Raw genomic sequence first — 23645 nt, 5'->3', positions numbered from 1 at the left:
GTGGCCTGCGGGTACCCCGTAGGCCCGCGGAAGGAAAGGAAGGGTTCTGGACATGAGCGCGTCGGACGGGCTGCCGGTGGTGCGGACACTCGCCGAACTGGGAAGTCTGGCCGAACGACACGAGCGGCTGTACGTCCGCTGGTCACGCGGCCCCGAGGTCGATCTGGCCCGCGGATCCAGCACCGACGAACTCACCGGCCTGTCGCTGCCGGGTCTGTCGGCGAACCCGCTCGACGTCGAGGACTGGTGGCAGGGGCGGCCCGTCCAGCTGTGGGTGGCCCGGCGCCTGTACGACTACTCCCATCTGCCGCACGAGAAGGGCCCCGGCGTACGCCCCTGGGTGCTCCAGGGGCGTGAGCGGGGCCGGGGGCCCGACAACGAGCCGCTCGTCGCCGACGTGCGGCCGATGTGCTGGATCGACCCCCGGGTGATCGACCAGGCGCGGACCGCCGTGGACCGGCAGGAGAACCCCTGGGGTCCGCTGCGCCGCACAGGCAACTGAGCGGGCCCGGTCGAACCGGACCCGCTCAGCATCGCCCGTCAGCCGGACCTTCTGCGCGCGGTGGCCGCGCGCCGGGCGAGCGCCCGGCGTTCCGTCTCACTGGTGCCGCCCCAGACGCCGATGCCCTGTCCCGTGTCCAGGGCCCACTGCAGACACTGCTCCTGGACGGGGCAGCGTCGGCAGACGGACTTGGCCTGCTCCGTCTGGACCACTGCGGGGCCCGTGGTGCCGATCGGGAAGAAGAGGTCCGGGTCCTCGCGGCGGCACGCGGCATGGGTTCGCCAGTTGTCCATCAAAGTCACCTGCGATCGAAGTCGTACGTGCCCTCGTGCATCCCTTACTCGCTTTCGGGTCACCTGTCGATGCGCGGTGAAACCACCGGGTCCTGTGGGACGCGCCCGGTCACTGCTCCCGGATGCCCCACGGGGAGCCGTACGCGGTCAGCAGGTCCAGGAAGGGACGGGCCGGGAACGCCTCAGGACCGAGGACACCCGCGCCGGACCAGGCGCCGCCGGCGAGGAGTTCGAGGGCGACGACCGGGTTCACGGCGGTCTGCCACACCACGGCCTGACAGCCGTACTCCGCCATGGACCACTGGTTGTCGACCACGTGATAGAGGTACACCTCGCGGGGCGCCCCGTCCTTGACGCCCTTCACCCAGGTGCCCGCGCAGGTCTTGCCGTGCATGCGGTCCCCGAGGGTCGCCGGGTCGGGCAGACACGCGGCCACGACGTCCCGCGGCGAGACCGCGACCGGGCCCGCGGCGCTCGGCACGGTCACCGGTTCGGTGCTGTCCAGGCCCAGCAGGTGCAGGGTCCTCAGCGTCTCGACGAACTCGCGGCCCAGGCCGTACTTGAAGGTGACGCGGCGGGCGCCGACCCAGCGGGGGACGAGCAGCACCTCCTCGTGCTCCACGTTCACGCACGCGACCGGGCCGATGCCCTCGGGGAAGTCGAAGACCTCCGGCTCGCTGAAGGGCTCCGTCGTGAACCAGCCGCGGTCGGCCTCGTAGACCACCGGGGGGTTGAGGCACTCCTCGATGGTGGTCCAGATGCTGAAGGAGGGGGCGAAGTCGTAGCCGTCGACGGTGAGGTTCGCACCGTCGCGGACACCGATCTCCTCGATCTCGTCGAAGAGCTCGTCGGCCGCGTACCGGGCGAAGACGTCCGACAGGCCAGGCTCCACGCCCATGCCGACCAGGGCCAGCGCGCCCGCCTTCTCCCACTCCTTTGCCTGCGCGAACTGCTCGTCACCGAGCTTGATCCCGCACTCCGCGTACGGCCGCTCGGGATGCGGACGGGACAGGGACATCGCCATGTCGACATAAGCCGCCCCGGCGGAACGCGCCGCCCGGAACAGGGGCATCACGAACCGAGGATCGGTGGCGTTGAGGAGGACGTCGCAGGCGTGCCGCTTCAGCAGGGCGGTCACGGCCGACTCGTCGCTCGCGTCCACGCGCTCGGCACGGAACCGGTCGGCCCGGTCGCCGAGCGCGCTCACCGCGGCCTCGGCGCGGGCCACGTCGTAGTCGGCGACGACCATGGCGTCGAAGAACGGCCGCCGGGCGGCGATCCGGGTGATGGCGGTGCCGACGCCCCCGGCGCCCACGAGCAGTACACGCATGACAAACACTCCCTGACGGGTCGAGGTCGCAGAGGTAGGGGCCCTGGCTGAGATACAACGCCGTGCGCTCGCATAAGGTCAATGGCGTTGGCATAAGGGTCTGGCACAAGGAGGCGCCGTGCCGAAGCGCGTGGTTCCCGAGGAGAAACGCCGTCGGCGAAGGCCCACCAGGAGCGGGACCGTGCTGTCCGAGGAGCTGATCGTCGAGACGGCGCTGCGTATCCTCCGCGAACACGGCAGTACCGGCCTCACCGCCCGCCGTCTGGGCCTCGCCCTGGACGCCGACCCGAGCACTCTCTACCGCTACTTCCGCGGCATGGACGACCTGACGCTGGCCATCGGCGACGCGCTGATCGGGCAGGCACTGGAGGGCTGGGAACCGACGGGGGAGTGGCGGCCCGATCTGCGCGAGGTGGGCCTGCGCATCCACGCGGCGTACGTCGCCCATCCCCAGGCCGCCGTGCTCACGACCAGCAGGGTCACCGGCCGGGCCAACGAACTGGCCGCGGACGAGGCGGTCCTGGACATCCTGCGCAGGGCGGGCTTCGCCCTCCCGGACACCGTGCGGATCTACCACGCCTTCATCGACCAGACGCTGGCCTTCGCCGCCCTGGACGCGGCATCCCTGGTCCTCCCGAGCGCGGCGCTGGACGCCGACGAGGACAAGTGGCGCTCGACGTACGCGAGGCTGCCCGCCGGCAGGTACCCGAGGATCGCGGAGGCGGCAGGTCTCCTGGCGACCCGCATGGTCACGAGCGCCTATCCGACGGCGCTGGAGATGCTCCTGGACAGTGTGGAGAGGCAGCGTGCCTGAAGGGGCGGGAGTCCCACCGGAGCGTTTCCAAGGGGCGGGAGTCTCACCAAAGCGTCTCTGACGCGGCCGCCGTCACGGCCTCGGCCAGCGCGGCCAGCGCCGGCGAATCCAGCTTCCACTGCTGCCAGTACAACGGAACATCGACCGGCCGATCAGGGGCCAGCGAGATCAACCGCCCGGTCCGCAGCAGCGGATTCGCCTGCACCTCGGGCACCATCCCCCACCCCAACCCCAGCGCGACCGCCTCCACGAACCCCTCCGACGTGGGCACCGCGTGCCGCATCCGACTCGCCCCGTCCCGGCCGAGCTCGCGCAGGAACCCGTCCTGGATGTCGTCACTCCGGTCGAACGTCACCACCGGCGCGTCCGCCAGCCCGTCCCGCAGCGGCCCTCCGAGCCACCGCTCGACGAACCCCGGGCCGGCCGCCGCGAGATACCGCATGCGCCCCAGCGTCCGCACGGCACACCCCGCCACGGCCTCGGGCGAAGACGTCACCGCCGCCATCACCAGTCCCTCCCGCAGCAGCTCCGCCGTCCGGGTCTCGTCCTCGCGCCGGAGCTCGAAACACAGCCGCTCCCGGTCGGGAACCCGCGTGAGCGCTTCCAGGAACCAGGTCGCCAGGGAGTCCGCGTTCACCGCGACCGACACCCGGGTCACCTCCCCCTCGCCCGGCGTGCCCAGCTCGGCGAGCGCGTCCCGCTCAAGCCGGGCCAATTGGCGGGCGAAGCGCACCACGACCTCGCCCGACTCGGTCGGCCGCACCGGTTTCGTGCGCACCAGCAGCACCCGCCCGGTGCGCTGCTCCAGCGCCTTCACCCGCTGACTCACCGCTGACGGAGTCACATGCAGAGCGGCCGCCGCGGCGTCGAACGTGCCCTCGTCGACCACCGCGAGCAGTGTCCGCACCTGATCCAGGGGAAGCCCGGTCATCATCATCACATGAGCTAACGATACGTAAGAATCTTTAGCTGTACGTGTAGTGATCGTCTCCGTACCGTCGAGGCCATGTCCGCTTCACTGTCCGCCGCTGCCGCGGGTTTCGGCACCGGCCTCTCGCTCATCGTCGCCATCGGCGCCCAGAACGCCTTCGTCCTGCGCCAGGGGATCCGCCGAGACGCGGTCCTCGCCGTCGTCGGTATCTGCGCGCTGTCCGACGCCCTCCTCATCGCTCTCGGTGTCGGCGGTGTCGGCGCCGTGGTGGTCGCCTGGCCGGGCGCGCTCACCCTGGTCGGCTGGATCGGTGGCGGATTCCTGCTCTGCTACGGCGTCCTCGCCGCCCGCCGGGTCTTCCGGCCGGGCGAGTCGGGCCTGCGGGCGGAGGGCGAGGCGACGGGCTCCCGCAGGCGGGCGGTGCTGACCTGTCTGGCGATGACCTGGCTCAACCCGCACGTCTACCTCGACACCGTGTTCCTGCTCGGCTCGGTGGCCGCCGACCGCGGCCCGCTGCGCTGGACCTTCGGTCTCGGTGCCGTGCTCGCCAGCCTGTGCTGGTTCGCCGCGCTCGGCTTCGGGGCCCGGCTGCTCAGCCGCTTCCTGGCCGGGCCGGCCGCCTGGCGGGTCCTCGACGCACTGGTCGCCGCGACGATGATCGCCCTGGGGGTCATGCTCGTGGCCGGAGCGTGAAGCCCTCGGGGTGCGGCCCACCCTCTGGGATATCACGTCCCGAACGCCTGGACGATGCTGCGATAGTGAACCCTGGATCCGTTAGATGTATCGAGCAACCAGGAATCGCGTGGACACCGGCGAGAGCAGCACCGAACCCAGGACACCGGCCGCTGACGAGGCGCCGCCACCCCGGCGCGGCTGGCGTCGCTGGGCGATGGACACCCGCCCACTGCGCATCCCGGCCTACCGCCGGCTGTGGAGTTCGACCATCGTCACGGCCGTCGGCAGCCAGCTCACCGCGGTCGCGGTGCCCAAGCAGATCTACGACATCACCGGCTCCTCGGCCTGGGTCGGCGCCGCGAGCCTGGCCGGACTGCTGCCGCTGATCGTGTTCGCGCTGTGGGGCGGCGCGGTCGCCGACAGCATGGACCGCCGCAAGCTGCTCCTGATCACCAACAGCGGCATAGCCGTCACCTCGGTCCTGTTCTGGCTCCAGGCGGTCAGCGGGCTCGACTCGGTGGCGGTCCTCATGGTGCTGCTCGCGCTGCAGCAGGCGTTCTGGGGCCTCAACTCTCCTGCCCGCAACGCCTCCATCGCCCGTCTGGTGCCCGAGGACCAGCTGCCCGCCGCCAACGCCCTCGGCTCGACGGTCATGCAGACCGGCCAGGTGATGGGCCCACTGCTCGCGGGTGTCCTGATCCCGGTGATCGGCCTGCCGGAGTTGTATCTCATCGACGCCCTGGCGCTGTGCGTCACGGTCTGGGCGGTGTACCGGCTGCCCTCCCTGCCGCCGCTCGCCGCCGCGGTGGCACGCCGGGCGGGCGTACGCGAGATCGCCGAGGGGTTCCGGTACATCTCCGCCCACAAGGTGCTGCTGCTGTCCTTCCTCGCGGACATCATCGCCATGGTCTTCGGTATGCCCCGGGCCCTGTTCCCGCAGCTCGCCTCCGAGACCTACGCCTCCTACGACGAGGGGCTCGCGCTGGGTCTGCTGTTCGCCGCGATCCCGATCGGCGCCGTGGTCGGCGGGCTGTTCTCCGGCGCCTTCTCGAGGGCCCGCCGGCACGGCTGGATGGTGATCGGGGCGGTTGTCGCCTGGGGCGTGGCCATCACCGGGTTCGGGCTGAGCGGGAGTCTGTGGCTCGCCGTGGTGTTCCTGGCCGCGGCCGGGGTCGCCGACATGGTCTCGATGGTCTTCCGCGGGGCGATCCTGCTCTCCGCCGCCACCGACGAGATGCGCGGCCGGATGCAGGGCGTCTTCACCGTCGTCGTCGCGGGCGGCCCCCGCCTGGCCGACGTCCTGCACGGCAGCGCCGGCTCGGTCTTCGGGGCCCGTGCGGCGGTGGCCGGTGGCGGACTGCTGGTCGTCGTCGTCATGCTGGCGCTGGCTTTCATGGTGCCCGCGCTGCGCCGCTACCGGGTCTGAGCCGGGGAGGGCCGCCTGCTGTACGGGACTTCGCGGCCCCCGCCTGGCCGACGTCCTGCACGGCAGTGCCGGCTCGGTCTTCGGGGCCCGTGCCGCGGCGGCCGGTGGCGGACTGCTGGTCGTCGCCGCCCTGCCGGTCCTGGCCTTCATTTTTCATGGTGCCGCTACCGCGTCCGAGCCCGGCAGGGCCGCCTGACGTACGGGACCTAGAGAGCGCTGCGCCGGTGCGAGCCGTACTGGTCCATGAGCTTGCCCCGGGTCGTCTCCAGGCGGTGGGCGAGGATCTCGGCGACGCTGCGGACCAGGATCATGCCGAGCTGCCGGTCCTCCTCGCACAGCCGGAGCACCGCCGCCGCCTCGAACTCGTAGGCCCGCACGGGGCTGAAGGCCTCCGCGCCGAAGTCCCACTGGTACGGCGGGAACAGCCAGGACCAGCCGAGCAGGTCGCCCGAGCCGAGTCCGGCGACGGTGACCCGGTGGTGCGTGGTCACCTGCTGGGTCAGCGAGACCGCTCCGGAGCGGATGACCCAGAAGCGGTCGGCCGTACCGCCCGCCTCGAAGATGTGGAAGTCCTCGGGGAAGGAGACCTCCTTGGCGAGCGTCATCAGGCTCTGGCGCTGCGGCTGCGGCAGAGCGGTCAGCAGTTTTATCGCTTTGGTCATGACGCGGGGCTCCTCGCCGGCGATGGATTCCGGTGTTGTGCCTACGCCCATTTCAGCGGCTGCCGCCGTTCGGGGCACCTCGGCGGATGTGAGGATCTGCGCAGCGCATGAAAAAGCCCTGGCTGGACGGGGGAGGCCAGCCAGGGCAGTCAGAGGTGATGTCGGAGGACGGTGTGTCGACCCCGTCACCACGTATGGATGAACCGTAAACCATCCATGGCGATTTCGCGCAACCGAAACCGAGGTGAGTGACCGGTTTCACTTGGCGGACGTGTTTACGACCCTGATCGTCTCCAGCTTTCCGTCGGCCGGGTCGGGCAGGTTCATGCCCGCGGCCGGCCCGGTCCGCAGATACCCCAGGACGGGCTCGGTCAGCAGCTCACCGGGCAGCACGGCCGGGATCCCCGGCGGGTACGGCGTGATCATCTCCGCCGCGATCCGCCCGGCGTCTCGCGCACCGCCGGATCGGCCCCACGCGCCTGCTTGTGTCCCGGCGGCGCGAAGGACAGCCGGCCCCGGCGGTGGTAGTCGGCCAGGGCTTCCAGTACCGGTGCTCGGGTGTGGTCGACAGTCATTGCCCCCGGGTGCCCGGCCCGCACCTCCGTGAACCCGTCCGGACCGGGCCGCCCGACGGTCAGCGGCTGCCCGGCCTGAGCACCTCGTCCAGCACCCGGGTCACTGCCTCGTAGGCCAGGGTGCGTACGGCGGCGTCCCGGGCGGCCTCCGGATCGGAGGGTTCCAGCTCGTCGCTCCGCGCCCGCCAGGACCGCTCCTCCTCCGCGGCGCAGGCACGGGCGCGCTGGATCCGGCGCAGCAGTTCATCTGAGTCCACAACATCCGTCATGCAGTGCGCGTACCCCGGGAACGCGATCGAATGGCCGGGTGTCCCGCCCCGAACGGGGAGGTTTGACCAGGCGCGCAGAGGTGAGCCGATTACTGGAGGCCTACGGAGGACGCGCACCGTACATCACGGTCCCCGTGTCCGTGGGTCCGGCCGGGCCCGGCTTCTGCTTCACCGACCTATGAACCTTCAGTCGATCCACTGATCAGGAGCCACGTCATGTGCGAGGAGCACAGGACCGAAGCCGCCCCCCAGTTCTCCGTCGCGCGTCGGCGCGTACGGCCCCGGCCGTGCAGGCCGGCCGAGGCGCGCCAGGCGGTCGAGCGAGCCGTGTCCGAACGCTGCCGCGCCACGCACACCCCGTGCGACGCGCAGGCCCTCTCGGACGCGTTGCTCGTCGCCTCGGAACTCACCACCAACGCCATCCTGCACGGTGGCGGCATCACCGACTTCCGCGTCACCGTCGAGGGCCGGAGTGTGTGCGTGTCGGTCAGCGACCGCAGCGCCGCGCTGCCGGTCGCCAAGGAGCCCGTCGACCCGCACGGCAGGTGGCGGCCGGGCGGCCACGGCTGGCCGATCGTGTGCCGGCTGGCCCGCGACGTCCGCGTGACCGACCTGCCCTCGGGCGGGAAGTGCATCACCGCCGTGGTGCCCCTGAGCTAGTCCGGCACCCCTGGGAAAGCCGCCGGAAAACGGAGTTCCGCCGACGGAGTTTGGGCCCCATACAGCAGGGCAGACGCAGTTTCGTGCTTCGGACCGGAGGCGCGCCAGCGGGAGCGGTATGGCTGCTGCGGGCCCCACTTCGGCGGTCCCGGCGCCTTTCCTCCCGCGGTCAGTCCCTGAACCCGTTCTTCAGGAGCGAATCCGCATGCTCACCGACACGTCGACCAGCCGTCCCTCCACCCAGGACCGTCCCACCACTCCCGGCAGGCGGCGGCACGACGACGCCCCCGACACCATGGCCCTCTTCGCCCGGCTCGCCGGGCTGGCGGAAGGACCCGAGCGCGACGCCCTGCGCGACGAACTCGTCACCGCCTGGCTGCCCATGGCCCACCGCATCGCGGGCCGGTTCCGCGACCGCGGCGAGTCCCTCGAGGACCTGCGCCAGGTCGCGGCCCTCGGCCTCGTGAAGGCCATCGACCGGTTCGAACCGGAGCGTGGAGCCTTCGAGAGCTACGCCGTCCCCACCATCACCGGCGAGGTCAAGCGCCACTTCCGCGACCGCATGTGGGCCCTGCGGGTGCCCCGCCGCGTGCAGGAACTGCGCAACAAGGTGCGAGTGGCCCGGCGCGAGCTCACGCAGAACCCCGGTTCCCCCGAACCGACGCCCGCCGACCTCGCCGCCCACACCGGCCTGACCGAGGAAGAGGTCACCACCGGCCTGGAGGCCCTCGAAAGCTTCAGCACCCTGTCCCTGGACGCCGAACTCTCGGCCGGCGACGACGGCTACAGCCTCGCCGACACCCTGGGCGGGCCCGACACGTCGTACGACATCGTGGTCGACCGCGAGTCCGCCAAGGAGGGCCTGCGCCGGCTGCCCGAGCGCGAGCGCGCCATTCTCTACATGCGCTTCTTCGAGGACATGACCCAGAGCCGTATCGCCGACCAGCTCGGCATCTCACAGATGCACGTGTCCCGGCTCATCAGCCGCAGCTGCGCCCGCGTGCGCGACGAGGCGCTGGCCGACCGGGCGAGGCGGCAGGCCGACGGGCCGGCCGAGGTCTGAGAGGACGAGGAGTCAGATGCTGATACCCGATCGCACGTTCCTGCGGCGACTCGTCCAGGAGTACGAGGCGCTGCATGCCGAGGAGTCCGCGAAGGCGGCCGAACCGAGCCCGCGGGCCCGGGACCTCGCCTACACGCTCTGTGTATCCACCGGCACGCGGGACGTGCGGCTGGCCCTGGAGACGGCTCACCGCCTGCTCGCAGCCATGCCGGAACCCGCGCGACTTGCCGACTGACCGCATCCCGGACGGCCGCCCGGCAGGCGGCATCCGGACTTCCAGGAGGTCGACATGACCACGAGCTCCACGGCACAGACCGGCCGGATCCAGGCCGGACGCGCGGCACGCGGCTCCGTCACGGAGGGCGCCGCCCGCGCGGGATTCACCGCCCGCGGAGTGATCTATCTGCTGGTCGGCGTGCTGGCGCTGCAGATCGCCTTCGGCGACGGCAAGCGCCAGGCCGACCGCGGCGGCGCTCTCGCCGCCCTTGCCGACAAACCGTTCGGCTCCGTAGTCCTGTGGGCTCTGGGCATCGGGCTCGTCGGCATGGCCCTGTGGCGGCTGTCCGAGGTCGTCTTCGGCGCGGTCGGTCCCGACGGCCGCAAGGCGACCAAACGGCTCCTGTCGGCGGCCCGCTGTGTCTTCTACGCGTTCGTCGCCTACTCCGTGCTGTCCTTCGCCGTCGGCACGGGCAGCGGCGGATCGAGCGACAAGCAGTCCAAGGACGTCACCGCACGGGCCCTGGAGTGGCCCGGCGGCCAGTGGCTCGTGGGTGCCGCGGGCGTCGGCGTCGCGGTGGCCGGTGTGTGGATCGCCGCCCAGGCGCTGCGCAGGTCCTTCCACGACAAGATGAAGCTCGGCGCGATGAGCGCGCGGGTCAGGAAACTGGTCGACGTGACGGGGATCGGCGGCGGAGTGGCGCGTGGCGTGGTCTTCACCGCGGCCGGTGCGTTCGCCGTGCGCGCGGCGGTCGACTACGAGCCCAAGAAGGCGAAGGGCCTCGACGACACGCTGCGCTCCTTCGCCGACACCCCGCTGGGGCCGTGGCTGCTCGTCCTGGTCGCCGTCGGGCTGGTGCTGTTCGGGGTGTTCTCGTTCGCGATGGCACGCTGGCGGCGGGTCTGAGCGGCGGCTCACGGGGAACCCGGAGTTCATGAACGAACCCGAGCTTCCGCCCGACGGTAGGCCCGTGGACGTCTACCTGGACCTTCTGCGCATCCGCATGGCCTCGGACGACTACGAGCTCCTGCTCAGCGTGGTCCGCCCGGTCCTGCGGGCGATCGACGAACACCAGCTGCCCGCCCTGGACTTCGCGCTGGAGGACAGCCGGCAGGACGGGCTGCCCCAGGAGATCCGCGACGAGGCCGCCCTGGTCATCGCGACCGCGGTGACCGGCCGAATGGACAACAAGGTGATCGAACTCCATGTCGATGAAGCCACCAGCCCGATCCGGGTGGTCACCGACGCGGACACGGCCTCCGACCCGGTCCGTCTCGGTGAGATCGCCGACTACATCCGCGAACGCCGACGGCTCGACGACGAGTTGCGCGGCATCGCCGAGGTGAGCGGTCTGCCCACGGACCTCTGAGCGCCGCCCTATCGCTTCGGCGCCGCGACCGGCACGTCCAGCGGCCGGGCCAGGCCCACCAGGGTCTCGTCCAGCCGCTGGACGTGCCGCAGCACACGGTCGGTGACCCGGCCGAAGCGGGGGGTACCGGGGACCTCGGTCTCCAGGAGCGACGCGATGCTCGGCCCGGTCTCCACCCGGGCCGTGGACTGCTCGTCCGCGACATGCGCGGCGATGGCCGCGATGTTGTCCCCTATACGCCGGCCGGCCCGGCGCAGCCGGGGATCCGCCGCGATCGAGGGGTGCGTGGGCAGCAGTTCGGCCGTGGCCGCCAGCGAGCGCGCGTGGTACGCGCACGTCTCCAGGAGTGCCACCACATAGCGGGCTGTGTCGCGCCGGGCCCGTAGCGGTGTGATCGGGTGGATGAGCGGCTGGGTGGCCGCCCGCAGGTCGGCCAGCGCCTGGTCCAGATCCCGCGCCTGGTCGAGCAGTTCGACGGGGGTGCCGCCGCTGAGCTGGTCCACGGCCGCCTCGGTGACCTCCTCGAGCCGCTCCAGGACGGTGACGAGCAGTTCGTTGGTACGGCGGTCCGTGCGCACCGGCAGGACGAACGCCGCCGCGATGACCCCGCAGGCCGCGCCGAGCGCGGTCTCCTCCACGCGCAGCACCAGCACCGAGAGGCTGTAGGTGTGCAGCAGCGTGTAGAGCAGGCCCAGGGCCGCGGTGACGAAGAACGACATCAGGGTGTAGGAGAGCGGCGCGGTGTAGAACATCGCGAAGACCAGGACCAGCACCAGGGCGAACGCCGTCCAGGTGTGCTGCCCGACCGCCCCCGCCAGCACGATCCCGGCCAGCACGCCGAGCACGGTGCCCAGCAGCCGGCGGTAGCCCTTGACCAGGATCTCGCCCGTGGACGCGGTGTTGAGGAACACGATCCAGCAGGTGAGCACCGCCCAGTACCAGCGCTGGCTGGAGAGGAACTCGCCGCCCACGATGGCGAGCGAGGATCCCACGGCGACCTGCACGGCGGCCCGGGTCGTGGGCCGCCTCAGCCCCGTGAGCTCCTCCTGTGTCTCGCCGTCCTCCTCGTGGGCGTCGATGACGGCGTCCTCAGCGTCCAGTTCCTCGCGTGAGCGGGCCGTGGCGGGAGAGTCGTCCGACTCGTCCTGCGGACCGTCCAGGGCGATCCGTAGGCCCAGGACCGCGCGGGCGGTCTCGCCGACGCCCCGGAAGACATCCTGGACGGCGGGCGGCGCGGGCGGCAGGTTCTCCTCCTCGCGGTAGCCGAGCAGCCGGTTGCGGACCTGGGACAGGGCCGTGCCGGACCTGGCGGCGGCCGGGCGCAGCACCAGCAGCCGCAGGGCCTCCAGGTCGCGGCGCACCCTGGCCATCGCCTCGTCCCGGCCGGGCATCCGGCCCGCCCGCGGAGCCGGCGCACCCGGCAGATGCAGGGTCAGGGTGTCCGCGCGCTCGGCGCTGCGGGCCGTCAGCAGCAACAGACCGAGCCGCTCGGCGGCGATCTCGGCGTCCGCGATCCGCCGCTGCACGAGCCGCGCCGCGGCCGCGTCCGAGGTCCCCTCCTCCAGCCGCCCCTGGATCATCAGCGCGGTCTCGTGCAGCCGCGCGGTCCCCTCGCGTACGTCCTCGAGCGCCTCGTCGATCTCCTCGGGCCCGGCGTCCAGCAGCTGCAGCTGCGCGGAGACCAGCTGGGCCAGCCGGGCCCGGAAGGCCTCGCGCAGGCGTTCGAGGAGACCGGCCGGGGTCTCCGGCACCAGCAGGAAACGGGCCGCCGCGCTGCACCCGAAGGCGACGCCGAGGACGCCGTACAGCTCGGGCAGGCCGGAGACGGTGGCGCCGACGAACAGGGACACGAAGTAGACCTGGAAGCCGATCAGACCGAGCGCGGTGCCCCGGTCGCCGAAGCGGCGGCCGTAGACGGCGCAGAAGATCAGCGCGACGAAGAAGAGGTCACCGGCCAGCACTCGGGAGCTGAGCAGCGCACCCAGCGACAGGGAGGCCAGAGCCACCGGGAGGCCCAGAGCCAGCGTCACGGCCTGGGGGGCGCGCTGCTTCTCCCGGATGGCGAAGGTCGCGACCATCGCCGCGATGGCGCCCGCCACCAGATGCGGGACGCTCGCCCCCAGCAGACCGAGCACGGCCAGCGTGAGCGCGATCGCCCCCACCGTGCGCAGACCGGCGGCCAGTCGCAGCAGCCCCGGGTCCGACGCCGCGACCTGATCGCGCAGCCTCGCTGTGTTCACTCCGCCGTACTCACTCCCGTGTCACGTCATGATCCGTTCCAGCATGGCACGGCGGGGTGGATCACTCGCTCCTGCCCTCCGCGAGGGTGTGGGCGACCAGCGCGTTGGCGTGGCCGTGTCCCAGTCCGTGCTCGGTCTTCAGCCAGGCGACCAGCTCCATGTGCCGGGTCAGCGGCGAGGAGCGGACGAGCTCCTGCCACTCGGCGATCGGGCGGCCGTACTTCTTCTCGATGGAGGGGAAGTAGCTCGCGGGGCCCTTCACGGTCTCGGCCATGGCGGTGTCCTTTCGGGGTCGACGCGCTGTCCTTCCCAAGACCGCCGACCGGCCGGAAACCGATCGGCGATCCGGAGTGACGTGCGCCACACCTACTGGTCCAGCTGCTGCGTCCCCTCGACCTGCGCCCTGACCTGTTCCGGCGTCAGATACGCGTCCGTGTACTCGAAGTCCTTCAGCTTGGCGGGCTTGCGGGCCTGGAAGCCGGTACGGACGAAGTCGTCGCCCGCGATGGCGTTGAGCGTCCAGTTCGTCGCCACGCGGACCTTGGCGACATTGGTGCGCAGCGCCGCCCAGTGGTAGCCGCGGGCGGCGAACTGGGCGGGCAGGCCGCGCAGTTCGATGCCGAGCGGCTTGGACACGGCGTCCGTGCCGCCGAGGTCGACGACGAGGCCGAGGTCCTTGTGGACGTACGGCTTCAGCTCCTGGCCCCGCAGGGTCGCGATGACGTTGTCGGCGACCAGCTTGCCCTGGCGCATGGCGTGTTGCGCCGTGGGCGGGCAGACCGCGCTGTCGTCGTCCTTGGCCTTGTCGGGCACGGCGGCGGAGTCGCCGAGCGCGAAGACGCCGTCCTGGCCCGGCAGGGTCATCTCCGCGGTGACCGCGAGCCGTCCGCGAATCGTTTCGGCGCCGAGCGTGGCGATCAGCGGGCTCGCGACGACCCCGGCCGTCCAGATCAGCGTCCGGGTGGGGATCACCCGGCCGTCGGTGAAGGTGACCTCGTCGGGGCCGGCCTTCTCGATGGAGACGCCCAGCGACACGTCGATGCCACGCCGCTTCAGGATCTCCTGCGCGCTGCGTCCCAGCTTGTCGCCCAGCTCCGGCATCAGCTTCGGGGCGATGTCGATCAGATGCCACTTGATCAGCGACGGGTCGATGCGCGGGTAGCGCTTGACCGCCGCGTGCGTGAGCTTCTGCAGACAGGCGGCGGTCTCGGTACCGGCGTATCCGCCGCCGACCACCACGAACTGGAGCCGGGCCGCGCGCTCGGCCGGGTCGTGGCTGGCGTCGGCGAGGTCGAGCTGGGAGATGACGTGATCGCGGATGTAGGCGGCCTCGGCAAGGGTCTTCATGCCGAAGGCGTGCTCGGTGAGACCCGGGATGTCGAAGGTGCGGGTGATGCTGCCGGGAGCCAGCACGATGTAGTCGTACGGCTCGTTGATGATCTCGTCCGTGATGGTGCGGATCACGCAGACCTTGGACTTGAGGTCCACGCCGATCGCGCCGCCCGGGATGATCCGGGTGCGGTACTTCTTGCTGCGGCGCAGGGAGACGGCGATCGACTGGGGCGTCAGCACGCCGGAGGCGACCTGGGGCAGCAGCGGGAGATAGAGCTGGTAGGCGAACGGCGTCACCAGGGTGACGTCGGCTTCGTCCGGGGAGAGTTTCCGTTCCAGCCGGCGAACGCATTCGACACCGGCGAAGCCGGCGCCAACCACCAGGATCCTGGGTCGTGTCACGGTGTTCATCCCTTTCTGCGGCTCCAGGCGGTTTGCCTCGAACGCCCTTCGTCTGCCCGTGCGGACGCGACGAATGCGTCGAGGACCACCATGCCCGTCCTGGCCTGAAAGTGCACCGGGAGAAAGGTGAAGGAGGTGCGCGGACCGGACGCGGGGAAACCGCTTGTGAGGATGGCGGTTCCCGAATGCGTGTGCGGCAGAGGGGTATGGGGTGCTGTGGGCCCGCTCGCAGCGGAGAGCCGGGGTCCGTGCAGCGCTCGGGAGGGAAGGAGCAGCGTGACCACCGACAGAATCTGGTCGTACGCGGCGGACAGCGGATACGTCGAGGGACAGGACCTGACGGGCTTCAGCGTCGTCGCGAGCGACGGCACTATCGGACACGTGGACCGGCAGGCCGCCCCCCACGGAATGGGACACCTCGTCGTCGACACCGGAGTCTGGATCTTCGGCCGCAGTGTCCTGGTCCCGGTGGGCGTCGTCGCCCGCGTCGACACCCCCGGCCGGCGGGTCACGCTGGCCTGCACCGGGGCGGAGGTGAAGGCGGCCCCTCGCTTCCGCACCGACAGCGAGACCAGGGACCGTGCGTACCTCGCGGCGGTCGGCGCCTACTACCTGCGGCTCACGGCCACCGCCTGACCGGACCGGGGGAAGTCACCACGGCAGGAAGACGTGGACGTCCTTGCCGCGCTCGTCCGTCACCACGCTGACCTGGTCGCAGAGCGCGTGGACCAGGTGCCAGCCGATGCCACCGCCGCCCGTGCGCGGATCGAAGGAGCGGGGGGCGGGCGGCGTCGGGTTGGTGTCGCGCAGCGTCACGTGCACGCCGTCGAAGGTGCGGCGCATGCGCAGCACGAAGGGGCCGGGCGCGTACTGGACGGCGTTGGCGGCCAGTTCCGTGACCACCAGCAGGATGTCGTCCCAGTGCTCGGGAGTCGCGGGTGGCACGCTCTGGCCGAGGTCGTCCAGGAATTCCTCAGCGGCGAGCCGCGCACCCGTCACGCATTGCGGCTCGCCCGCGAAGCGGGTGGTGCGGCTCGGAATCGCCTCGGAAGTCAGTGTCTCGTCCCAATGCGGCTCGGTGCCGGGCCGCTCTCACGGCTCGGCGTCAGCGGGTTGTCGTACTCTTTCATGTCGCCACTGAGCCGTGTTCCCGAGGGCGCCCGCCCCAATCGTCCTCACCTCGGGGAACGTGCCTGGCGGGTGAGTCTCACCGGAACACGTCGTCCGCGTCGTCCCAGCTCAGCAACTCCTCTGCCGGGGTGCGCCGGGCGCCGGCCGAGCGGGCCTGGTACATCGCGTCGATCTCCATCGCGTACCGGCGCACGATCTCGTCCCGGCGCAGCTTCATCGACGGCGTCAGCAGGCCGTTGGCCAGGTCGAACGGCTCCGACAGCACCCGGAACACCCGGATCGACTCCGAGCGCGAGACCGTGCTGTTGGCGGCGGCCACGGCCCGCGCGATCTCCTCCCGCAGCGCGTTCTCCTCCCGCGCCTCGCGTGCCGAGGGGTCCTGCTGGGCCATCAGTACTCCGCGCCAGTGGGCCAGGAACACCGGGTCCAGGGTGAGCAGGGCGCCCACGCAGGGCCGGTTGTCGCCCACCACCACGGCCTGGTGGACGAGCGGATGCATCCTCAACCGGTGCTCCAGGGCGGCCGGGGCCACGCTCTTGCCGCTGGTGGTGACGATGATGTCCTTCTTGCGACCGGTGATCGTCAGATAGCCGTCGGCGTCCAGCCGCCCGAGGTCCCCGGTGGCCAGCCAGCCGCCGTACAGCGCCGCCCGGGTCGCGGCCTCGTCGTTGACATAGCCCTGGAAGACCGACGGCCCGCGCACCAGGATCTCCCCGTCGTCCGCCACCCGGAGGTCCACGCCGGGCAGGGGGCGGCCCACGGTCCCGGACTTCTCCCGGCCCAGCGGCTGCATGGTGATCCCGCCGCAGGTCTCGGTCAGGCCGTAGCCGTCGTGGACGTAGATGCCGATGCCCTCGTAGAACAGGGAGAGCTCACGGCCCAGGGTGGAGCCGCCCGAGGTGGCGCGGCGGGCCCGGCCGCCCAGTGCCGCCCGCAGCCTGCGGTACACCGTCCGCTCGTACAGGGCGTGCTGGAGCCGCAGGTCGAACCCGGGTCCTGGGCCCTCGCCCAGCCGCTGCCGCTCGCAGGCCAGGGCGAAGTCCCGGGCCGTGTCGGCGGCCCGCTCGAACAGGGCGCCGCGGCCCGCCTGTTGGGAGGCGCGCAGGAAGTTCTTGTAGATCTTCTCGAAGACCGAGGGGACGGCGTAGAAGTAGGTGGGGCGGAAGGACTGCAGGGAGGCCGCCAGTGCCTCCTCGCTCAGGTCGGGCTCGTGGGCCATGAGCAGACCGCCGCGGATGCACACGCCCTGGATCATGAGGCCGTACACATGGGAGAAGGGCAGGAAGGCGAGGACGGACGGCTGCTCTCCCGGGGCCGCCGTGATGTGGCGCCAGCCTTCGAGAAGGGTGTCCACGGGGCTCGCGAGGCCGCGGTGGCTGAGCGCGCAGCCCAGCGCGTGTCCCGTGGTGCCGGAGGTGTAGGCGACGACCGCCGTGGAGTCCGGCAGCACGATACGGCGCAGCGACTCGACCGTGGCGAGCGGGATCATCCGGCCCCGCTGCGCCAGGTCCTCCAGCGCGTCCGCGTCCAGCTGCCAGACATGGCGCAGCCGAGGCAGTGAGGCGCACACCGAGCCGACCGTCATGACCGCCTGCTCGTCCTCCACCACCACGGCCACACAGCCGGTGTCGCGCAGGATCCACTCGACCTGTTCGCGGGAGGACGTCGGGTAGATCGGTACGACCTCGGCGCCGACCGTCCACAGCGCGTAGCTGAGAACCGTCCACTCGTACCGGGTGCGCGCCATGATCGCCACCCGGTGGCCGGGCGAGATCCCGGAGGCGACCAGTCCCTTCGCGAGGTCCACGACCTCGTCCCGCAGCTCTACGGCCGTGACCTCCTGCCAGCCTCCCGAGGAGCCCTCGGGACGGCGGGCGAGCACCGGCAGGGTGGGGTCGAGCTCCGCCCGCTCGAACACGCTGTCGGCCAGACCACCGCTGGAGCGCGAGATGGTCCGGGGAGCGAGGGCGAAGTCGCGCATGCGCTGCTCCTGACGTGTACGGGCTGTGACTGTGCGGACGAGCTCGGTCATCCGCGGTGCTCGAATCTAGCCCAGGCGCGAGCGAGTGGTACCAGGAATACGGAAGTAAGCGGTCACCCGTGATCTCGTCGAGATCGGGGCACTCGGACCGCATGAGTTACACGAACCCCGACCCCGAACCCGAGCGCACCACGGGACTGGAACCGGGCGGCGGCGTCCCCCCGGGCGAGACCCCGCCCGCCGAGAGCAGCCTGCCCGAGGCCGGCCCCCGGGAGACGCACAACCCGACCAAGGGCTGGGCCAAGGGGCCGCTGGCCCTGATCCTGCTCCTGGTCGTCCTCGTCGCCGCGTTCTTCCTGGTGTACGCGATCGTCCTGGCCCTGTGAGACCTACGACTGGGTCAGCTGCACGCACTCGGTGACCACGCTCCGCAGACTCCCGGTGCGCTCCAGCAACTCACGCTGCACGCGGGCGCCGTTGCCGTGCAGCAGCAGTTCGGCGCACGACTCGCGGGCCCGGTCCAGGTCGCCGCTGTCGGCGAGTGCGTCCTCGACGTGCTCCAGCAGGGCCCGTACCACCGTCTCCGCCGGCATGCGGTGCATGGTCGCCGGGTGGAGCAGTTCCTCCGACAGACCGGAGCGCGCGGCCCGCCAGGCGGCCAGCCGCAGCAGGCTCACGCTGTGCGTCACCGGCTCCTTGCCGGCCCGCCACTCGCGCGCGGCCGTCTCCACCAGCCCGCGGGCGAGGGTCGCCAGGAGTACAGCGTTGTCCGCGTGCAGACAGACGTCCGAGACCCGGATCTCCACCGTCGGGTAGGTCCGGGACAGCCGGGCGTCGAAGTAGATCATTCCCTCGTCCAGGATGACGCCGGTCGCCACCATGTCCGCGACCCGCCGGTGATAGCGCTCCGCCGAGCGGAACGGCTCGGTCGGACCGGCCGAGGGCCAGCGCTGCCACACCCGGCTGCGGTAACTGCTGTAGCCGCTGTCCTTCCCTTGCCAGAAGGGCGAGTTGGCGCTCATCGCGGCCAGCACGGTCAGCCAGGGCTGGATCCGGTCGACGACGGCGACGGCCTCCTCGTCGGATTCCACGGACACATGGACGTGACAGCCCATGACGAGCTGCTCCTGGGTGGCGATGCCGTACTGCTCCGCCATCCACTGATACCGGCGCCCCACTCCGACGGAGGGGCTGACCGGCAGCGGCGAGGTGGCCAGGGAGGCCACGGCACAACCGCTGTCGCCGGCGAGCCGGGCCGCCTCCTTGCGGCAGCGCACGATCTCCGCGCGGAGTTCTTCCATCCCCGACTGCGGATGGGTGGCGAACTCCAGCATCTGGTTGTGCAGTTCCTTCTCGAAGACGTCCTGGTCCGGCGCGTCCTGCGCGGCCCGCGCGAGCACGGCCGCGGACAGCGCCTGCGGCTCGCCGGTCTCGGGGTCGACCAGGAGGAGTTCCTCCTCCACTCCCACGGTGCGCACGTGATACAGCCCTTTCTGTGGACCTCGGCGACGACGAGGATGCTCGTTCTCGTACGACCCCGACTGCCCCTTCGGGCCGGTCGGACACCTCCGAGTCGCCTGCGGACCTCAGTCGGGCATCGGGACCAGCCACACCGTCGCGAGCGGCGGCAGGGTGAGCCGCAGCGCCCCGTCCTCCGCCTTGACCGGGTCACGCCGGACGATGTCACCGCCGCCGTACCGCGCCGCGTCGGTGTTGAGGGACTCCTGCCACAGGGGGAGACCGTCGGGGACGCCGAGGCGGTAGTCCTCGCGCACGACAGGGGAGAAGTTGCAGACCGCGAGCAGCGGACCGCCCGCCGCGTCGAACCGCAGGAAGGCGAAGACGTTGTCCTCGGCCGCGTCCCCGACCACCCACCGGAAGCCGCCGGGGTCGGTGTCGCGCTCCCACAGGGCGGGGGTCGCGCGGTAGACGGTGTTCAGATCGCGCACGAGATCGCGGACGCCCCGGTGGTCGGCCTCGGCGCCGTACGCCGGGTCGAGCAGCCACCAGTCCGGGCCGTGCGCCTCGGACCACTCGGCGCCCTGGGCGAACTCCTGGCCCATGAAGAGGAGTTGCTTGCCGGGATGCGCCCACATGAAGCCGAGATACGCGCGGTGGTTGGCCCGCTGCTGCCACCAGTCGCCCGGCATCTTCGACACCAGCGCCTGCTTGCCGTGGACGACCTCGTCGTGGGAGATCGGCAGGACGTAGTTCTCGCTGTACGCGTACACCATCGAGAAGGTCATCTCGTTGTGGTGGTACTTGCGGTGCACCGGCTCATGGCTGATGTAGCCGAGGGAGTCGTGCATCCAGCCCATGTTCCACTTCAGGCCGAAACCCAGGCCCCCGCTGTCCGTGGGGCGGGTCACGCCGTCCCAGGCCGTGGACTCCTCCGCGATCGTGACGACCCCGGGCGCCCGGCGGTACACGGTCGCGTTCATCTCCTGGAGGAAGGCGGCCGCGTCGAGATCCTCCCGGCCCCCGAACACATTGGGGCTCCACTGGCCGGAGTCGCGCGAGTAGTCCAGGTAGAGCATCGAGGCGACGGCGTCCACGCGCAGCCCGTCGATGTGGAACTCCTCGCACCAGTACACGGCGTTGGCGACCAGGAAGTTGCGCACCTCGACCCGCCCGAAGTCGAACTCGTACGTCCCCCAGTCCGGGTGCTCGGCCCGCCGGGAGTCTCCCGGCTCGTACAGCGGGTCCCCGTCGAAGCGGGCCAGCGCCCAGTCGTCCTTGGGGAAGTGGGCCGGCACCCAGTCCATGATCACACCGACGCCGGCCCGGTGGAGGGCGTCCACGAGGTACTTGAAGTCGTCGGGCGTGCCGAGCCGGGCCGTGGGCGCGTAGAAGCCGGTGACCTGGTAGCCCCAGGAGCCGCCGAAGGGGTGCTCGGCGACCGGCATCAGCTCGACGTGGGTGAAGCCCAGGTCCTTGACGTAGGCGGGCAGTTGCTCCGCGAGTTGACGGTACGTCAAGCCCTGTCGCCAGGACGGCAGATGGACCTCGTAGACCGAGAAGGGCGCCTGGTGCACGGGGACTTCGCCACGCCGGGCCATCCACTCCTGGTCACCCCACTCGAAGTGCGAGGAGGTCACCACGGACGCCGTCGCGGGCGGCACCTCGGTGCTGCGCGCCATCGGGTCGGACTTGAGGAACCGGTCACCGTGGCGCGAGGTGATCTCGAACTTGTAGCGGGCCCCTTCACCGATCCCCGGCAGGAACAGCTCCCACACCCCGGACGAGCCGAGTGAGCGCATCGGGAAGGCCTGTCCGTCCCAGAAAGTGAACTCCCCGGCCACCCGGACCCCCTGGGCGTTCGGAGCCCAGACGGTGAAGCGGGTTCCGGTCACCCCCTCGTGGGTCATCGGCTCGGCGCCGAGCGCCTTCCACAACTGCTCGTGGCGGCCCTCGCGGATGAGATGGAGGTCGGTCTCGCCGAGCGCGGGCAGGAAGCGGTAGGGGTCGTGCACCTCCTGTTCGCCGTCCGCGTAGGCGACCAGCAGGGTGTAGTCGGGGATCGCGTCGAGGGGCAGCAGACCGGAGAAGAGCCCGTCGCCCTCCGAGGTCAGCCGTCTGCGCTCGCCGTCGATCACGACGCTGACCGCGCGGGCGAAGGGGCGCAGCGCCCGGAAGACGATCCCGCCCGCGACCGGGTGGGCGCCCAGCAGCGCGTGCGGGTCGTGGTGGGCGCCGGCCAGCAGCCGGCCCCGGTCCGCGGGGTCGAGCGCCGGGGCCGGGGCGCAGTGCGCCGGTCCGGACGGCTCGGGCAGTGAAATGTCGCGCAGGGCCACGGCTCAGTCTCCTCTCACGGCGAGGCGTTCGATCGCCGCCATCGGCACGGGCAGCCAGTCGGGGCGGTGCCGTGCCTCGTACAGGACTTCGTAAACGGCCCGGTCGGTCTCGTAGGCGCGCAGCAGGCCGTGCTTCTTGCGCGGATCCCACCCGGCGAGGGCGGCATAGCCCCCGCAGAAGGCCTCCCGGCAGCGGCGCGCCCACTCCGGCCGCCAGGGCCGGCGCTGCCGGGCCGCGTAGTCGAAGGAGCGCAGCATGCCCGCGATGTCCCGCACCGGGGACTGGGCGGCGCACCGATCGGCGAGCGGGCGCGACGGCTCGCCCTCGAAGTCGATGACGAACCACTCGCGGCCCGCCCGCAGCACCTGCCCCAGGTGCAGATCGCCGTGGACGCGCTGCGCGGGCGGCCCCGAGTCGCAGGTGGCGAGCGCGCCGAACGCGTGCCGCAGACCGGGGACGAAGGGCCGCAGGGCCGGCACGCTGTGTGCGGCGGAGTCCAGCCGCTCGGTCATCGCGGCCGCCGTGGAGCCGTTGTCGTCGTAACCGCTGCCGGGGAAGGCGGCGGCCAGCGCCAGGTGCACCTCGGCCATCGCCCGCCCCAGCTCGTGCGCCTGCACGGTGAAGTCGTCACCGGAGGCGAGCGCCTGGAGGGCCAGCGCCCAGCCGTCGGACGCGTTACGCAGATACGGCTGGAGCACGCCGAGCGTGGCCTCCTGCGGATGCGTGGTGCGGAACCAGGCGACCGGCGCCGGCACTCGACGGCAGCCCTGTCCGGCCAGCGCGACCGGCACCTCCAGGTCCGGGTTGACCCCGGGCTGGATGCGGCGGAACACCTTCAGGATGTACTCGTCGCCGTACACCAGCGAGGAGTTCGACTGCTCGGTCTCCAGCAGCCGCGGGGGCAGCCCGCCGGGCACCGGCACCGAGGGGACGCTCTCGAAGCGCAGAGGGCCGGCCGTGCCGGGCTGCCGCAGCCGCTCCAGCAGCAGCTGGGCCGAGCGCGGGTCGTGCAGGGCGTCGTAGATCGTCAGGCCGGCCAGCGGGCCCTGCTCCGCGCGGCCGATGAGGGCGCGGCCGAGACGCGGTGAGAGGTGCTTGCGCACGCCGAGCAGCAACTGGTAGCAGTCACCCGCCGGGGCGCCGCCGCCCGGCGCGGGCACCCCGCCGTGACCGGTGTGGACCAGCAGATGCAGACAGCCCGGGAACAGCTCGGTCATCGACAGCAGGCCGAGCTCGCTCACGGGGCGGTCCTTGCCCGCGAACCAGCGCTGCCGCGGCAGCCATTGGCGCAACAGCTCGCCCAGCGAGGTCATGAGATCGGTCGCGAGCGCGGGCCTCGGGCTGCCGGATGCGGTCTTCGGCATGGTGACGCGTCCTTTCGTCGGCACGCTCAAAGGCGTCGGCCGATGCGGGATGCGACTCGGGAGAGCCGGAACCAGTAGAAGCCGTGCCCGCCGAGGGTCAGCAGATACGGCAGTTCACCGATGGCCGGAAAGCGCACCCCGCCGAACAGCTCGACCGGGTGCCGGCCGTCGAACTCGCGCAGATCCAGCTCCGTGGGCTGCGCGAACCTGGAGAAGTTGTTCACACACAGGACCAGGTCGTCCTCGTACTCCCGCAGAAAGGCCAGCACCGCGGGGTTGGAGGAGTGCAGTTCGGTGAAGCTGCCGAGACCGAACGCGGGGTTCTGCTTGCGGATCTCGATCATCCGGCGGGTCCAGTGCAGCAGGGAGGACGGCGACGCCATCGACGCCTCGACGTTGGTGACCTGGTGCCCGTAGACGGGGTCCATGATGATCGGCAGGTTGAGGCGGCCCGGATCGGCCGCGGAGAAGCCCGCGTTGCGGTCGGGGGTCCACTGCATCGGGGTGCGTACGGCGTCGCGGTCGCCGAGCCAGATGTTGTCGCCCATGCCGATCTCGTCGCCGTAGTAGAGGATCGGCGAGCCGGGCAGGGACAGCAGCAGGGCGGTGAACAG

General features: G+C 71.4%; 25 protein-coding genes and 1 pseudogene. 11 read left to right on the top strand and 15 right to left on the bottom strand.

Going from position 1 to position 23645, the window contains the following annotated elements; genetic code table 11:
* Positions 1 to 52 precede the first annotated feature (52 nt).
* Positions 53 to 502 (top strand): DUF6098 family protein, encoded by a 450-nt coding sequence (locus tag ABZT02_RS00130; RefSeq protein WP_356012612.1) that lies wholly within the window; start codon positions 53 to 55, stop codon positions 500 to 502.
* A 38-nt stretch (positions 503 to 540) separates the two neighbouring features.
* Here the strand turns inward: ABZT02_RS00130 and ABZT02_RS00125 are convergent, their stop codons facing one another.
* Together ABZT02_RS00125 and ABZT02_RS00120 are read right to left on the bottom strand one after the other, a co-directional pair.
* Positions 541 to 795, bottom strand: a complete 255-nt coding sequence (locus ABZT02_RS00125; RefSeq protein WP_356012611.1) for a WhiB family transcriptional regulator — start codon at positions 793 to 795, stop codon at positions 541 to 543.
* Positions 796 to 904: 109 nt separating this feature from the next.
* A complete protein-coding gene (locus ABZT02_RS00120) occupies positions 905 to 2125 on the bottom strand; it encodes a saccharopine dehydrogenase C-terminal domain-containing protein (protein ID WP_356012610.1) in 1221 nt (406 codons plus the stop codon).
* Between the two features lie 118 nt (positions 2126 to 2243).
* On the opposite strand from ABZT02_RS00120, the gene ABZT02_RS00115 reads away from it, so the two are divergent.
* Positions 2244 to 2939, top strand: coding sequence for a TetR/AcrR family transcriptional regulator (locus ABZT02_RS00115; protein ID WP_356012608.1), 696 nt, complete (start codon positions 2244 to 2246; stop codon positions 2937 to 2939).
* A 43-nt stretch (positions 2940 to 2982) separates the two neighbouring features.
* On the opposite strand, the gene ABZT02_RS00110 is transcribed toward ABZT02_RS00115, so the two are convergent.
* A complete protein-coding gene (locus ABZT02_RS00110) occupies positions 2983 to 3873 on the bottom strand; it encodes a LysR family transcriptional regulator ArgP (RefSeq protein ID WP_356013641.1) in 891 nt (296 codons plus the stop codon).
* A gap of 72 nt (positions 3874 to 3945) precedes the next feature.
* Here ABZT02_RS00110 and ABZT02_RS00105 point away from each other — a divergent pair, with 72 nt between their 5' ends.
* Both ABZT02_RS00105 and ABZT02_RS00100 read left to right on the top strand, forming a co-directional pair.
* Positions 3946 to 4563, top strand: a complete 618-nt coding sequence (locus ABZT02_RS00105; protein WP_356012607.1) for a LysE/ArgO family amino acid transporter — start codon at positions 3946 to 3948, stop codon at positions 4561 to 4563.
* Positions 4564 to 4648: 85 nt separating this feature from the next.
* The gene (locus tag ABZT02_RS00100) at positions 4649 to 5971 is read left to right on the top strand and encodes an MFS transporter (protein ID WP_356012606.1); all 1323 of its coding nucleotides are present in this window, start codon (positions 4649 to 4651) and stop codon (positions 5969 to 5971) included.
* 206 nt (positions 5972 to 6177) lie between these two features.
* Here the strand turns inward: ABZT02_RS00100 and ABZT02_RS00095 are convergent, their stop codons facing one another.
* The 3 genes and pseudogenes from ABZT02_RS00095 to ABZT02_RS00085 form a co-directional block, all read right to left on the bottom strand.
* The gene (locus ABZT02_RS00095; RefSeq protein WP_356012604.1) at positions 6178 to 6633 is read right to left on the bottom strand and encodes a cyclic nucleotide-binding domain-containing protein; all 456 of its coding nucleotides are present in this window, start codon (positions 6631 to 6633) and stop codon (positions 6178 to 6180) included.
* A 258-nt stretch (positions 6634 to 6891) separates the two neighbouring features.
* Positions 6892 to 7080 (bottom strand): annotated as a pseudogene (locus ABZT02_RS00090) (ornithine decarboxylase); the annotation flags it as partial.
* A 187-nt stretch (positions 7081 to 7267) separates the two neighbouring features.
* Positions 7268 to 7477: a hypothetical protein gene (locus ABZT02_RS00085; protein WP_356012603.1), complete on the bottom strand. Its 210-nt coding sequence runs from the start codon at positions 7475 to 7477 to the stop codon at positions 7268 to 7270.
* A 216-nt stretch (positions 7478 to 7693) separates the two neighbouring features.
* Between ABZT02_RS00085 and ABZT02_RS00080 the strand changes: the two genes are divergently transcribed.
* The 5 genes from ABZT02_RS00080 (at position 7694) to ABZT02_RS00060 (ending at position 10786) form a co-directional block, all read left to right on the top strand.
* On the top strand, positions 7694 to 8137 hold the full coding sequence (locus ABZT02_RS00080; protein WP_356012602.1) for an ATP-binding protein: 444 nt from the start codon (positions 7694 to 7696) through the stop codon (positions 8135 to 8137).
* Between the two features lie 205 nt (positions 8138 to 8342).
* The gene (locus tag ABZT02_RS00075) at positions 8343 to 9200 is read left to right on the top strand and encodes a SigB/SigF/SigG family RNA polymerase sigma factor (RefSeq protein WP_356012601.1); all 858 of its coding nucleotides are present in this window, start codon (positions 8343 to 8345) and stop codon (positions 9198 to 9200) included.
* Positions 9201 to 9216: 16 nt separating this feature from the next.
* Entirely contained in the window at positions 9217 to 9435 is a 219-nt protein-coding gene (locus tag ABZT02_RS00070; RefSeq protein ID WP_356012600.1) for a DUF5133 domain-containing protein, read from the top strand.
* Between the two features lie 54 nt (positions 9436 to 9489).
* Positions 9490 to 10323 (top strand): DUF1206 domain-containing protein, encoded by an 834-nt coding sequence (locus ABZT02_RS00065; protein WP_356012599.1) that lies wholly within the window; start codon positions 9490 to 9492, stop codon positions 10321 to 10323.
* 28 nt (positions 10324 to 10351) lie between these two features.
* A complete protein-coding gene (locus ABZT02_RS00060; RefSeq protein ID WP_356012597.1) occupies positions 10352 to 10786 on the top strand; it encodes a hypothetical protein in 435 nt (144 codons plus the stop codon).
* An 8-nt stretch (positions 10787 to 10794) separates the two neighbouring features.
* On the opposite strand, the gene ABZT02_RS00055 is transcribed toward ABZT02_RS00060, so the two are convergent.
* From ABZT02_RS00055 to ABZT02_RS00045, 3 genes are all read right to left on the bottom strand, one after another.
* Complete coding sequence (locus ABZT02_RS00055; protein WP_356012595.1) at positions 10795 to 13026, bottom strand: FUSC family protein; 2232 nt, start codon at positions 13024 to 13026, stop codon at positions 10795 to 10797.
* 61 nt (positions 13027 to 13087) lie between these two features.
* A complete protein-coding gene (locus tag ABZT02_RS00050) occupies positions 13088 to 13300 on the bottom strand; it encodes a DUF4287 domain-containing protein (RefSeq protein ID WP_356012593.1) in 213 nt (70 codons plus the stop codon).
* A gap of 92 nt (positions 13301 to 13392) precedes the next feature.
* Positions 13393 to 14769 (bottom strand): NAD(P)/FAD-dependent oxidoreductase, encoded by a 1377-nt coding sequence (locus tag ABZT02_RS00045; RefSeq protein ID WP_356012592.1) that lies wholly within the window; start codon positions 14767 to 14769, stop codon positions 13393 to 13395.
* 267 nt (positions 14770 to 15036) lie between these two features.
* Here ABZT02_RS00045 and ABZT02_RS00040 point away from each other — a divergent pair, with 267 nt between their 5' ends.
* The gene (locus ABZT02_RS00040) at positions 15037 to 15396 is read left to right on the top strand and encodes a PRC-barrel domain containing protein (RefSeq protein WP_356012590.1); all 360 of its coding nucleotides are present in this window, start codon (positions 15037 to 15039) and stop codon (positions 15394 to 15396) included.
* 15 nt (positions 15397 to 15411) lie between these two features.
* Here the strand turns inward: ABZT02_RS00040 and ABZT02_RS00035 are convergent, their stop codons facing one another.
* Both ABZT02_RS00035 and ABZT02_RS00030 read right to left on the bottom strand, forming a co-directional pair.
* Positions 15412 to 15816, bottom strand: a complete 405-nt coding sequence (locus ABZT02_RS00035; RefSeq protein WP_356013639.1) for an ATP-binding protein — start codon at positions 15814 to 15816, stop codon at positions 15412 to 15414.
* A 151-nt stretch (positions 15817 to 15967) separates the two neighbouring features.
* Positions 15968 to 17872, bottom strand: coding sequence for an AMP-dependent synthetase/ligase (locus tag ABZT02_RS00030; RefSeq protein ID WP_356012588.1), 1905 nt, complete (start codon positions 17870 to 17872; stop codon positions 15968 to 15970).
* 152 nt (positions 17873 to 18024) lie between these two features.
* Between ABZT02_RS00030 and ABZT02_RS00025 the strand changes: the two genes are divergently transcribed.
* Positions 18025 to 18258 (top strand): DUF6480 family protein, encoded by a 234-nt coding sequence (locus ABZT02_RS00025; protein WP_057611365.1) that lies wholly within the window; start codon positions 18025 to 18027, stop codon positions 18256 to 18258.
* Positions 18259 to 18261: 3 nt separating this feature from the next.
* On the opposite strand, the gene ABZT02_RS00020 is transcribed toward ABZT02_RS00025, so the two are convergent.
* The 4 genes from ABZT02_RS00020 to ABZT02_RS00005 all read right to left on the bottom strand — a co-directional run.
* Positions 18262 to 19350: a glutamate--cysteine ligase gene (locus ABZT02_RS00020; RefSeq protein WP_356012586.1), complete on the bottom strand. Its 1089-nt coding sequence runs from the start codon at positions 19348 to 19350 to the stop codon at positions 18262 to 18264.
* Between the two features lie 108 nt (positions 19351 to 19458).
* Entirely contained in the window at positions 19459 to 21666 is a 2208-nt protein-coding gene (gene glgB / locus ABZT02_RS00015) for a 1,4-alpha-glucan branching enzyme (RefSeq protein ID WP_356012584.1), read from the bottom strand.
* Positions 21667 to 21669: 3 nt separating this feature from the next.
* On the bottom strand, positions 21670 to 23031 hold the full coding sequence (locus ABZT02_RS00010; protein WP_356012582.1) for a maltokinase: 1362 nt from the start codon (positions 23029 to 23031) through the stop codon (positions 21670 to 21672).
* Between the two features lie 26 nt (positions 23032 to 23057).
* Positions 23058 to 23645, bottom strand: a 588-nt coding sequence (locus ABZT02_RS00005) for an alpha-glucosidase C-terminal domain-containing protein (protein ID WP_356012580.1), incomplete at its 5' end; no start/stop codon positions are given.

The organism is Streptomyces sp. NPDC005402 (genome assembly GCF_040606575.1).
In the GTDB taxonomy this organism is placed as follows: domain Bacteria; phylum Actinomycetota; class Actinomycetes; order Streptomycetales; family Streptomycetaceae; genus Streptomyces.
This window is presented reverse-complemented; position numbering and strand designations above follow the sequence as displayed.